The sequence below is a fragment of the Kribbella antiqua genome (genome assembly GCF_004345665.1).
Lineage (GTDB): Bacteria > Actinomycetota > Actinomycetes > Propionibacteriales > Kribbellaceae > Kribbella > Kribbella antiqua.
The window spans coordinates 428975-441048 of record NZ_SLWR01000008.1 but is presented as its reverse complement, the minus strand read 5'-3'; the positions used below and the strand labels follow the sequence as shown (position 1 = coordinate 441048).

Sequence of the window (12074 nt, the reverse complement as noted above, 5' to 3'; positions counted from 1 at the left end):
CGTCCTGAGCCAGGATCAAACTCTCCGTTGAAAAATATGACAAACCAGAAAACTGGTGAGTCGACACATCGAGTGATCCTTTGAATCAGAAACAAATCAAACTGACTTGAATCAAAAATATTTCAAAGGAATCCGCCACAGAACAACAGACAACCCACCACCCAAAGTCAAAGACCAGGGGCTAGGAGAGTCGACCAATGCCTGTGAACGGGGATACAACTTAAATTTCGGCATTGACTTTCGGCACGCTGTTGAGTTCTCAAGAATCGGACGCACACCGCATCTCGACCTTTCGGCCAGGATTCCGGGGCAACCTACGTTACTCTACCGGAGCAGATCCACTGAGTCAAGACCCAATTTTCTGACCCTCCACCCGCGCCTAAGCTACCGGCCCGAGTCAGACGACGCGGTTCGGCTCAGCTAGCCTTAGGGGGTTCGGAGCGACCGGCCGCTTTCGCGTCCCGCGCCTCGCTCCAACAAGAAGAACATTACGTGGCTTCCAGGTAGCCGGTCAAATCGGTTCCCGGTGGGCAGGATCACATGGCTGTAATTTGCCCTCAGGAGCCCGTTTGTGGGAGTGGAGTCCCTGCCGTCAGCCGAGAGCCGACGACGCCAGAACCCCTGCAAACGAACGCTTCCCGCGGCGCAGCACCAGCACTCCCCCCGGCAGCAGGTCATCGGAGCCGGGCACGTACTCGGCGTCCTTGACCTTCTCGTTGTTGAGGTAGCCACCGCCCTCGGCGACCGTGCGCCGGGCCGCCGACTTGCTGGCGACCAGACCTGACTTCACCAGCAGGTCGCCGTACGTCGGCATCGGTTCGCCAGCCCCTAGTTCGACGTGGGGTGCTTCGCGGAGTGCGGCGACCAGTGTGGAGCCGTCGAGGGATGCGAGCTCCCCCTGGCCGAAGAGCGCTCTGGATGCCTCCTGGACCCGCGTTGTCTCCTCCGAGCCGTGCACCAGCGTGGTGACGTCCTCTGCGAGCAGTCGCTGGGCTTCCCGGGCTTGCGGGCGCTCCGCTGTCGCTTTCTCCAGCTCGGCGATCTCCTCCGGCGTACGGAAGGTGTAGAACCGCACCAGCTGCATCACGTCGCGGTCGTCGGTGTTGAACCAGAACTGGTAGAAGGCGTACGGCGACGTCAGCTCCCGGTCCAGCCACACCGTGCCGGACTCCGTCTTGCCGAACTTGGTCCCGTCAGCCTTCGTCACCAGCGGAGTGGCCAGTGCGTGCGCCTTGCCGGCCTCAGTACGGCGGATGAGCTCCACGCCGGCGGTGAGGTTGCCCCACTGGTCGCTGCCGCCTGTCTGGAGCGTGCAGTTGTGGCGGCGGTACAGCTCCAGGTAGTCCAGAGACTGCAGCAGCACGTAGCTGAATTCGGTGTAGCTGATCCCCTGCTCCAGCCGCGCCTTCACCACCTCACGGCCGAGCATCCGGTTCACCGGGAAGTGCTTGCCGATGTCACGCAGGAAGTCGAGGGTGTTGAGGTCCTTGGTCCAGTCGTAGTTGTTGACGATGCGCCCTGGGTTCGGCAGCGCTGGGTCGAAGTCGATGAACTTCTCCACCTGGCCGCGGACCTTCTCGACCCACTGCTGTACGACGTCCTTCGGGTTCAGCACCCGCTCCGACGACTCCTTGGGGTCGCCGATGAGACCGGTGGCGCCACCGACGAGGCCGATCGGGTTGTGGCCGGCCAGCTGGAGGCGGCGCAGCGTCAGCAGCTGCAGCAGGTTGCCCATGTGCAGGCTGGGCGCAGTGGGGTCGAAGCCGACATAGGAGGTGATCGGTCCGGCCGCCATAGCGGCCCGCAGCGCGTCGGGATCGGTGGAGTGCGCGATCAGGCCACGGCTCTCCAGCTCGTCGAGCACCTGGGTGCGGCTTACGGTCCCGCTGTCGGTCACTTGTCTCTCCTCGAGTACGTCGGTCAGCTACAAGTGTCCTGTATGGGCCTCAAGCAGGGTCGGGGCGGGTGAGGACTGCCCGCAACTGCGGGTGGAGCGCGTGGCCGTCCGGCGCGTGGACTGTGGCGGCGGTCGGGCGGTGTGGGTCGTGAGCACCAGGGTCCGGGTTTGGGACGGGGAGGCCGTGAGACAGGACCTGTTCCGCCGGAGTCAGCTGGCGGATGCCGATGGCTCGCACGTGGTCCGGATGCGTCTGCGCGAAGTCGCCGTACAGCTGGGGGTCGTGCTGGCCGTCGTCACCGATCAGCACCCACCGGACGTTTGGGAACTCCACTGCCAGCCGTCGTAGCGCGGTGCGCTTGTGCTCCCGGCCGCTGCGGAACCAGCCGGTGTTGGTCGGCCCCCAGTCCGTGAGCAGCAGCGGGCCGGCCGGGTAGCCGTGCCGGGCCAGGAAGCGGGTCAGGGTAGGTGCTGTGTTCCAGGCTCCCGTGGAAAGGTAGAAGATCGGCGCTCCTGGGTGGTCCGCCAGCAGAGCGGCGTACAGCTCGGCCATCCCTGGTACGACGCGACGCGCCTGCTCGTCGCGGACGAAGGTGTTCCAGGCGGCGATCAGTGGACGCGGCAGCATCGTCAGCATCACCGTGTCGTCGATGTCGCTGACCAGACCGAAGGTCGCGTCCGGGTCCGGGACGTACACCCGCGCCCGGGCCTGCCGCTCGCCGTGCACCCCCAGGTTGATCTCGTGCCACCCCGGCGGCAGCGCCACCGGCACGGTGAGGTCGATGAAGCCGCCGCGGTCCGTGACGGCCTCGAAGGTCTCGCCGCCCACAGTGACCGACACGGGCACCTTGGTGGCCGGTGCGGTGACGAAGACGCGCCAGCCCCGCACCACCTGGTCCTCGTCGTACCGCGGCTGGTTGCGCGGGTCACGACTCAGTACGACGCGCGCCAGCACGCGGACAGACTCAGTAGTGCCGTAGCCGACGTGCGGGATGATCCGCTCTCGCCAGCCGCGACGCCGCAGGATCGCCTGCACCCCGATGTTGAACCAGTCCTCGAGACGGGACGAGTAGTGCGGACGGGCCATGCTCGAAACCTACCCGTAGCCAGGTCCGCTATGCCTGCAGGCCCACGCCCTGGGAAGACCTTTACCCAACTGCCGGAAGTCCTTTGAGAACTGTCGGCGCCAGCACCTACGGTCGTCGCATGACACAGACCTCTGCCGCTCTTGGGATGTGCTTCCCGCGGACCTTCCCCGCTGCCCTGGTGACCGACGTCGCCCGCCGTCTGGACGGAGGTGGTGCCGACGAGTTGTGGATCATCGAGGACTGCTTCTACACCGCCGGTCCGTCCCTTGTCGCCGCCGCTCTGACCTCCACCGAACGCCTCACCGTCGGCCTCGGCATCGTGCCCGCCGTGGCACGGACGGCCGCGGTCACGGCGATGGAGTTCGCCACTCTGGACGCGCTGGCGCCAGGGCGGTTCCTGCCCGGCATCGGTCATGGAGTGCAGGAGTGGATGGGGCAGATGGGCGTCCGGCCGAAGTCGCCGCTCACTGCGCTCGAAGAGGTCACCACTGCCGTCACACGGCTGCTCGCGGGTGAGAACGTGAGCGTCGACGGCAAGACCGTCTACCTGCAGGACGTGAAGCTCGACGCTCCCCCGGTCCAGCCACCACCGATCCTGCTCGGGGTCATGGGCCCGAAGTCGATGGCACTCGCCGGACGCGTCGGCGGTGGCGTCGTACTCGCGGAGCCGGCCACTCCGTCGTACGTGCGTCAGTCGGTGGAGTACGCCGGTTCGCCGGAAGGCTTCCAGGTCGCGGTGTTCAGCGCCTTCTGTGTGCGGAGTGACCGCAAGGCGGCGTACGAGTGGACCGCGCCGTGGCTCGAGTGGCGGATCAACGACAACCACCCGGGGCTCACGGCGCTGCCGTTCTTCGACGACCTCAAGAAGCTGTACGACGACTCCGGTGTGGACGGCTTGGTCGGGATGCCGGTCGACTGGTGGACCGAGATCGGAGCCGTCGGCACAGTGGACGACGCCGCCGCGCACATCGCGAAGCTGGAAGCCGCCGGGGCGCACCACATCGGGCTGTTCCCGGACCCAGAGGTGGAGCACGGCCTGCCGCAGCTCGACTACGTGCTGGAGCTGGCCAAGCGCTAGGCGCGCCGTTTGGGCACGTGCGGGCGGTACGGCGAGACCGTCGGCTCACCGGGGATCCAGAACCGCCACGGCCAGTCGGCGGCCTCGCGGAGTCCGACTCTGGGGCCGGTGGCGGGCTCGCCGTCGAAGCCGGGGCCGGGCAGGAGCTGGACGTGGGAGTCCTTCGACAGCAGGTCGGCGCCGTTGTCGTCGCGGCCGATGCCGAGGGCAACGCACATACGGGCCGGACCGCGCGCGAGGTCGCGGTCCGGGTTCCCGTTCGGCCGCTTCGCGACCGGCCCTGGCAGCACCCCAGCCGACCGCCCTGCTTTCACCCCACCGGACTGGTTGAACTTGACCTGCTGACCGTTTGCCGCGCCACGGCGGGCCCTCGCCAGGTCGGCACCTTCGACGATCTCGCCGGCCCGGAGCAGTACCGCCGAAGGCTGACCGTCCGGGCCGGCGCTGATGTTCATGCAGAAGTGCATGCCGTAGGTGAAGTACACGTACAGGAACCCGGGCGGGCCGAACATCACCGCGTTGCGAGCCGTCTGGCCGCGGTACGCGTGGGAGCCGGGGTCGTTCGGGCCGTCGTACGCCTCGACCTCGGTGAGACGTACGGCGACCACGCCCTCGTCGGTGGTGCACCGCAGGACCCTGCCGAGGACCTTCGGGGCTACCTCGAGGACGGGACCTGCGAGCAGCGAGCGGCGTAACGGCATGCGCAGCACCCTAAGCGACCCAGGCTCGAGCCAACTAAAGGTGCTAGCCCAAGCGGGTGGTGTGCTTGGCGGCGCGGGTGCGGAGTTCCGTGAGCTGCTCGGTGACGCGGTCGGCCGCCGTACCGCCGCGGGTGTTCCGGGACGCCAGCGACCCCTCGACGGTCAGCACCGAGCGGACCTCCGGCGTGAGCGACGGCGAAATGGCAGCCAGATCCTCGTCGGTCAGGTCCCAGAGCTCGATCCCCCGCTTCTCGCACTCCTGCACGCAAGCACCAGCGACCTCATGCGCCACCCGGAACGGCACCTTCTGCCGGACCAGCCACTCCGCGATGTCGGTCGCGAGTGAGAACCCCTGCGGCGCCAGCTCCTCCAGCCGGTCCGTCTGGAACCGCAGCGTCCGGATCATCCCGGTGAACGCGGGCAGCAGCACCTCGAGGGTGTCGATGGAGTCGAAGACCGGCTCCTTGTCCTCCTGCAGGTCCCGGTTGTACGCCAGCGGCTGCGCCTTCAGCGTCGCCAGCAGGCCGCTCAGGTTGCCGATCAGCCGGCCGGCCTTGCCGCGGGCGAGCTCGGCGATGTCCGGGTTCTTCTTCTGCGGCATGATGCTCGACCCGGTCGAGAAGGCGTCGTCCAGCTCGACGAAGCCGAACTCCTTCGTCGCCCAGATGATCACCTCTTCGGCCTGCCGGGACAGGTCGATACCGATCTGCGCCGCGACAAAGGCGAACTCGGCCACGAAGTCTCGTGACGCGGTCCCGTCGATGGAGTTCGCCGACGAGTTGGTGAAGCCCAGCTCAGTGGCGACGTACTGCGGATCCAGTCCGAGCGAGCTCCCCGCCAGCGCACCAGACCCGTACGGCGAGTCCTCGGCGACCCGAGCGTCCCAGTCAGCCAGCCGGTCGAGGTCGCGGATCAGCGGCCAGGCGTGCGCCAGCAGGTGGTGCGAGAGCAGGACCGGCTGCGCGTGCTGGAGGTGCGTGCGGCCCGGCATGGCGACGCCGAGGTGCTTCTCCGCCTGCTCGGCCAGCGTGTTCACCTGGTCCAGCACGAGGCGGCTGATGATCCGGCCGTGCTCACGCAGGTACCCCTTGAACAGCGTGGCGACCTGGTCGTTCCGCGAGCGCCCGGCCCGCAGCCGCCCACCGAGCTCAGCGCCCAGCCGCTCGAGCAGCCCACGCTCCAGCGCGGTGTGCACGTCTTCGTCGCTCTCGGCCGCCACGAACTTCCCCGCGAGTACGTCGTCGAGCAGCCCGTCCAGACCGGCCAGCATCGCCGACAGGTCCTCGTCGGTCAGCAGCCCGGCCCGGTGCAGCACCTTCGCATGCGCCTTCGAGCCGGCGATGTCGTACGGCGCCAGCCGCCAGTCGAAGTCCGTCGACTTGCTCAACGCCGCCAGAGCGTCAGCCGGCCCACCCACAAACCGGCTACCCCACAGCGATGCACTCTCTCCCGTACTCATTTCAACAGTCCTTACTTGGGTTCGCGGGCGGCCAATGACAGGAAGCGGGCGGCCAGTGCGGGTCCGCCGGTCGGGTTCCGGGAGACGACCATGACGGTGTCGTCGCCCGCGATGGTGCCGAGTACGTCGTCCAGTCCCACGTGGTCGATCGCCGACGCGAAGTACTGGGCCGCACCCGGCGGGGTTCGCAGGATGACCAGGTTGGCGCTGCCTTCGGCTGACACCAGCAACTCCGATGCGACCCGCGCGAGGCGGGCTTCGAAGGCGGCCGCCTCACCGGCTCGCGGCGTACGGTCACCGCCTTCACCCGGTACGGCGTACACCAGCTGGCCGGCGGCGTCGCGGACCTTCACCGCGCCGATCTCGACCAGGTCGCGGGACAGCGTTGCCTGGCCGACGACCAGACCGGAGTCGGCGAGCAGGTCGGCGAGCTCGGTCTGCGAGCGAACCGGCTGCCGGCCGAGCAAGTCGACAATGCGCTGCTGACGCGCGGTCTTCGTCGTCGGCACTGCGATGCTCATGCCTCGAAACTCCTTGCCAACAGCCACGAGAGCAAGGCCTTTTGGGCATGCAGGCGGTTCTCGGCTTCGTCCCAGACGACCGACTGCGGTCCGTCGATGACCGCTGCCTCGATCTCCTTGCCCCGGTAGGCCGGCAGGCAGTGCAGCACGATCGCGTCGGAGCTTGCCTTCGACATCAGTTGCTCGGTCACCGCAAACGGGACGAACGGTGCCTCCCGCAACGATGCCTCGGCCTCCTGTCCCATCGACACCCAGGTGTCGGTGGCAACGACATCGGCACCGTCCACGGCCTCGAGAGGATCAGCGGTCCACGCGGCCGACCCACCGGTCTCCACAGCGATCTCGGCAGCCTTCGCGAGTACGGCGGGATCCGGCTGGTACTCGGCCGGTGAGCCCACCACGACGTGCATCCCGGCGGTGACGCCGCCGAGCAGGTACGAGTGCGCCATGTTGTTCGCGCCGTCGCCGAGGTAGACCAGCTTCAGTCCGGCGGTCGAGCCCTTGTGCTGCCGGACGGTGAGCAGGTCCGCGAGGATCTGGCACGGGTGGAACTCGTCGGTCAGCGCGTTCACGACCGGCACGCGCGATGCGGCGGCCATCTCCTCGATCCGGGTGTGCGCGAACGTCCGCCAGACGATCGCCGCGACCTGCCGGTCGAGCACGCGGGCGGTGTCGGCGATCGGCTCGCCGCGGCCCATCTGCGAGGTCTGCGCGTCGATGATCAGCGGCGCGCCGCCCAGCTCGGCGATCCCGACCGCGAACGAGATCCGGGTCCGGGTCGACGTCTTGTCGAAGATCACCGCGACCGTCTTCGGCCCGGCCAACGGCTGGTGACTGTACCGATCGGCCGCCAGCTGAGCAGCCAGCGTCAGGACCTCGTCCTGCTCGACCGGGCTCAGATCGTCATCTCGCAAAAAATGCCTCGTCATCCCGCCTCCACCTGGTCCAGCAAGCCCGGGAGGGCCGCGACGAAACTGTCGGCATCAGCCTTGCTCAGGATGTACGGCGGCGCCAGCCGCAACGCGTTCGGGATCGGGTTGTTGATCACGAACCCGGCCTCCAGCGCCAGCTGCGCCACCTGGTCCGACACCGGCTGGGTCAGCTCGATTGCCAGCAGCAACCCGCGGCCCCGGACGCCGGCGATCAATCGGTGGTCGAGGGCAATGATCGACGACGCGAGGTGGTTGCCGACAGCATTCACCTGAGCCAGCAGCCCGTCCCGCTCGATCACCGTCAGCACAGCAAGGCCGGCGATCGCGGCAACCGGGTTCCCACCAAAGGTCGTCCCGTGGTTGCCCGGCTGCAACAAGTCGGCGGCGGCGCCGAGTCCGATGCAAGCGCCGATCGGGATGCCCGCGCCGAGGCCCTTGGCGACGGTCACCAGGTCCGGCGTGATCCCTTCGGCCTCGAACGCGAACCACGTCCCGGTCCGGCCGATCCCGGTCTGGATCTCGTCGATCCACAGCAGGGCGCCGTGCTCGGAGGTAATCCGCCGAGCCGCCTGCAGGTATCCGGCCGGCGGTACGACGACGCCGTTCTCCCCCTGGATCGGCTCGAGCACGACCGCCGCCGTCTCGTCGTCGACCGCCGCGGCCAGCGCCTCGGCATCGCCGTACGGGACGAACTCCACGTCGCCCGGCAGCGGTGCGAACAGCTCCCGGTACGCCGGTTTCCAGGTCACGGCGAGGGCGCCCATCGACCGGCCGTGGAAGGCGCCGACGGTGGACACGATCTTGGTCCTGCCGGTACGGCGGGTGATCTTGAACGCGGCCTCGTTCGCCTCGGTGCCGGAGTTGGTGAAGAACACCTTGCCCGGGGCATCGAAGAGACCGAGCAACTTCTCGGCCAGTGCGATCTGGGGTGCGGAGGCAAAGAAGTTCGACACGTGCCCGAGCGTGGCAAGTTGCGAAGTCACCGCGGACACCACGAACGGGTGCGCGTGACCGAGGCAGTTCACCGCGAGCCCGCCGAGCAGGTCGAGGTACTTGTTGCCGTCGGCATCCCAGAGGTACGCACCCTCACCGCGGACGAGCACCCGCTTGGGCGCGCCGAAGGTGTTCATCAGCGCGCTCGAGTACCGCTGCGACAGCGCCGATTGCGTGCCGTCGACGGTCAATAGCTCGGTCATGAGGGAATCACCTGGGTTCCGCTTCCGGCGTCTGTGAAGATCTCGAGTAGGAGCGAGTGCGGCACCCGGCCGTCGATCACGGTCGCGCGGGAGACGCCCGACTCGACCGCGCGCAGGCAGGCCTCCATCTTCGGCACCATCCCGGACGCCAGCGACGGCAGCAGTTCGGCCAGCTCGGCGGCGTCGATCTGGGTGATGATCTCGTCGCTGTCCGGCCAGTTCCGGTACAGCCCGGCCACATCGGTCAGTACGACGAGCTTCTCCGCGCCGAGCGCGACGGCCAACGCAGCCGCGGCGGTGTCGGCGTTGACGTTGTGCGCCTGGCCGTCCTCGTCCGGCGCGATCGTCGACACCACCGGGATCCGGCCCGCGTCGATCAGGTCGATCACCGCTTCCGGCCGTACGTCGACCACGTCGCCGACCAGCCCGATGTCGACCGACTCGCCGTCCACGATCGCCGTACGGCGTTCCGCGGTGAACAGACCGGCGTCCTCGCCGGACATGCCGACGGCGAACGGGCCATGAGCGTTCAGCAGACCGACCAGCTCCCGGCCGACCTTGCCGACCAGAACCATGCCGACGACGTCCATCGCCTCCGGTGTGGTGACCCGCAGGCCGCCACGGAACTCGCTGTCGATGCCGAGGCGACCGAGCATGTCACTGATCTGCGGCCCGCCGCCGTGGACGACGACGACCCGGACACCGGCGTACCTGAGGAAGACGATGTCCTCGGCGAACGCGCGCTTGAGCTCGTCGTCCACCATGGCGTTGCCGCCGTACTTCACCACAACGGTCTTGCCGTGGAACTGCTTCAGCCAGGGCAGCGCCTCGGTGAGAACAGCGGCCTTCTCGACGGCTTGCGCGTGAGTCGTGGTGATACTCATGACGAGTACGCCGAGTTCTCTTCGACGTACGCGTGCGACAGGTCGGTGGTGAGCACCGTCGCGGACGCCGGGCCGGCGTGCAGGTCGATCACCACGTCGATCTCGAGGCCGCTCAGGTCGGCTTCGGACCGGTCGACACCCTTGCCGCCGGCAACGCAGATCGGTGCCCCGTTCAACGTGATGTCGAGCAACGACGGGTCGAACGCGGTGGGAGCGTTGCCGACGGCCATCGCGATCCGGCCCCAGTTGGGGTCGGAGGCAAAGAACGCGGTCTTGCAGAGGTTGTCCTCGGCAACGATCTTCGCGGCGGCGACGGCCTCGGCCTCGGTGGCCGCGCCCTGCACCGTGATGCTGACGTGCTTGGTGACGCCCTCGGCATCGGCCTGCAACTGCTTCACCAGGTCAGCAGCCAGGGTGGTCAGCGCGGCTTCGAAGGCCTCGGGCGTGACCGTGATGCCGGAGGCGCCGGAGCTGAGCAGCAGCACCGTGTCGTTGGTCGACGTACCGCCGTCGACGTCGAGCCGGTTGAAGGTCTTGCCGACGGCGTTCCGCAGCGCGTGGTCGAGATGCGGCTGATCCAGTACGGCGTCCGTGGTGATGACGCTGAGCATCGTCGCCATGTTCGGCGCGCACATCCCGGCGCCCTTCGCAAACCCGCCGATGCTCCAGCCGTCCGGATGCGTCAGCGCGGCCTGCTTCGGCACGTTGTCCGTCGTCATGACCGCTGTTGCCGCAGCCAAGCCTGCCGCGGGACCGGCGCCCAGTGCGGCGACGGCCAGGTCGATCCCAGGGATGAGCGCGGACATCGGCAGCCGCTCGCCGATCAGGCCGGTCGAGCAGACACCGATCTCGGCCGCACCGACGCCGAGCACCTCGGCCAGCTTCTCGGCCGTCTTGTGGGTGTCCTGAAAGCCTTCCGGCCCGGTGCACGCGTTGGCGCCGCCGGAGTTCAGCACGACGGCGCGCAACTTACCGGCGGTAAGAACCTGCTGGGACCACAGCACCGGCGCCGCCTTCACCTTGTTGGTGGTGAAGACGCCGGCGGCGACGTCGTGCGGGCCGTCGTTGACGACGACGGTGAGGTCCGGCTTGCCGGCGGGCTTGATCCCGGCGCTCACCCCGGCCGCGCGGAAGCCGGCCGGCGCGGTCACGCCGGCGCTCCGATCGACCTGGGCGTCGGGCGTGACTGCAATCGTCACGGTGCGACTCCTACGAGGGGAAGGGCCAGGGTCTCGTCGAGACCGGTGGCCAGGTTCATGCACTGCACGGCGCCGCCGGCGGTGCCCTTGGTGAGGTTGTCCATCGCGGCCACGATGACGGCGCGGCCGGTCCGCTGGTCGAGGGCGAGCTGGAGCTGCACGGTGTTCGCGCCGAGGGTGGCCTGCGTCTGCGGCCACTGCCCTTCCGGCAGCACGTGCACGAACGGTTCGTTGCTGTAGGCGTCTTCATACGCCTTCCGCAGCGTCGCGAGATCAGTGCCGTCGGCAACCGGCGCGCTGCAGGTGGCGAGGATGCCACGCGACATCGGCACCAGCACCGGGGTGAACGACACGTTCACCGGCTGATCGGCGTAGGGGGAAAGGTTCTGCTCGATCTCCGGTGTGTGCCGGTGGACGCCGCCGACGCCGTACGCCGTGGCCGACCCCATCACCTCGGCACCGAGCAGGTGCGGCTTGGGCGCCTTGCCCGCTCCCGACGTCCCGCTCACCGCGACCACCACCAACTGGCCGGGGTCTACGAGGCCGTTCTTTACGGCGGGCAGCAGGGCGAGGGTCGACACCGTGGGGTAACACCCCGGTACGGCGACCCGGTTCGCGCCGCGGAGCTTGTCCCGCTGACCCGGGAGCTCCGGGAGTCCGTACGGCCAGGAGCCGGCGTACTCACCGCCGTAGAACTCCACCCAGGCCTCGGCCTCGGTCAGCCGGAAGTCCGCGCCGCAGTCGATCACGGTGACTGTGTTGTCAAGAGCGCCGAGCTGCACTGAAATTTCTGCGGACTGTCCGTGCGGGAGGGCCAGGAACACGACGTCGTGACCGGCGAGGCTCTCCGCCGTGGTCTCGACCAGCGTGCGCCCGGCCAGCGGCACGAGGTGTGGATGGTGGGCGCCGAGCGCCGTACCGGCATTGCCGCCGGCGGTGAGCGCGCCGATCTCGACCTCGGGATGCCCGCTCAGCAGCCGGAGCAGCTCACCCCCCGCATAACCACTGGCACCGGCCACCGCCACCTTCACACTCATATGAATGAGTATGCCATGAACCGGAAAAATATCCAACCAGTCCACCAGCGGGCCGGTACCCGATCCACTCACGTAGAACCAC

The 12074-nt window shown here is 68.2% G+C and carries 11 protein-coding genes; 1 reads left to right on the top strand and 10 read right to left on the bottom strand.

Going from position 1 to position 12074, the window contains the following annotated elements:
• Positions 1-592: 592 nt before the first annotated feature.
• Both tyrS and EV646_RS24440 read right to left on the bottom strand, forming a co-directional pair.
• Entirely contained in the window at positions 593-1897 is a 1305-nt protein-coding gene (gene tyrS / locus EV646_RS24445; protein ID WP_132152365.1) for a tyrosine--tRNA ligase, read from the bottom strand.
• A gap of 49 nt (positions 1898-1946) precedes the next feature.
• Positions 1947-2984 carry an App1 family protein gene (locus tag EV646_RS24440; RefSeq protein WP_132152363.1) on the bottom strand — a complete coding sequence of 346 codons (1038 nt, stop codon included), beginning with the start codon at positions 2982-2984 and terminating at the stop codon, positions 1947-1949.
• A 119-nt stretch (positions 2985-3103) separates the two neighbouring features.
• Here EV646_RS24440 and EV646_RS24435 point away from each other — a divergent pair, with 119 nt between their 5' ends.
• The gene (locus tag EV646_RS24435; protein WP_241996295.1) at positions 3104-4063 is read left to right on the top strand and encodes an LLM class flavin-dependent oxidoreductase; all 960 of its coding nucleotides are present in this window, start codon (positions 3104-3106) and stop codon (positions 4061-4063) included.
• Here EV646_RS24435 and EV646_RS24430 read toward each other — a convergent pair.
• The 8 genes from EV646_RS24430 to argC are packed head-to-tail and all read right to left on the bottom strand — an operon-like array spanning position 4060 to position 11992.
• On the bottom strand, positions 4060-4764 hold the full coding sequence (locus EV646_RS24430) for a DNA-3-methyladenine glycosylase (protein WP_132152361.1): 705 nt from the start codon (positions 4762-4764) through the stop codon (positions 4060-4062). The genes EV646_RS24435 and EV646_RS24430 overlap by 4 nt on opposite strands.
• A 43-nt stretch (positions 4765-4807) precedes the next feature.
• Positions 4808-6223 (bottom strand): argininosuccinate lyase, encoded by a 1416-nt coding sequence (gene argH, locus EV646_RS24425; protein ID WP_132152360.1) that lies wholly within the window; start codon positions 6221-6223, stop codon positions 4808-4810.
• Positions 6224-6234: 11 nt separating this feature from the next.
• The gene (locus tag EV646_RS24420) at positions 6235-6744 is read right to left on the bottom strand and encodes an arginine repressor (protein WP_132152358.1); all 510 of its coding nucleotides are present in this window, start codon (positions 6742-6744) and stop codon (positions 6235-6237) included.
• The gene (gene argF, locus EV646_RS24415; RefSeq protein WP_132152356.1) at positions 6741-7673 is read right to left on the bottom strand and encodes an ornithine carbamoyltransferase; all 933 of its coding nucleotides are present in this window, start codon (positions 7671-7673) and stop codon (positions 6741-6743) included. Before argF ends, EV646_RS24420 begins: the two co-directional genes overlap by 4 nt.
• Complete coding sequence (locus tag EV646_RS24410) at positions 7670-8872, bottom strand: acetylornithine transaminase (RefSeq protein ID WP_132152354.1); 1203 nt, start codon at positions 8870-8872, stop codon at positions 7670-7672. The genes argF and EV646_RS24410 overlap by 4 nt, the downstream gene beginning before the upstream one ends.
• Complete coding sequence (gene argB / locus EV646_RS24405) at positions 8869-9756, bottom strand: acetylglutamate kinase (protein ID WP_132152352.1); 888 nt, start codon at positions 9754-9756, stop codon at positions 8869-8871. The genes EV646_RS24410 and argB overlap by 4 nt, the downstream gene beginning before the upstream one ends.
• Positions 9753-10955: a bifunctional glutamate N-acetyltransferase/amino-acid acetyltransferase ArgJ gene (gene argJ / locus EV646_RS24400; protein WP_132152350.1), complete on the bottom strand. Its 1203-nt coding sequence runs from the start codon at positions 10953-10955 to the stop codon at positions 9753-9755. The genes argB and argJ overlap by 4 nt, the downstream gene beginning before the upstream one ends.
• On the bottom strand, positions 10952-11992 hold the full coding sequence (argC, locus tag EV646_RS24395) for an N-acetyl-gamma-glutamyl-phosphate reductase (RefSeq protein ID WP_132152348.1): 1041 nt from the start codon (positions 11990-11992) through the stop codon (positions 10952-10954). Before argC ends, argJ begins: the two co-directional genes overlap by 4 nt.
• Between the last annotated feature and the right edge of the window lie 82 nt (positions 11993-12074).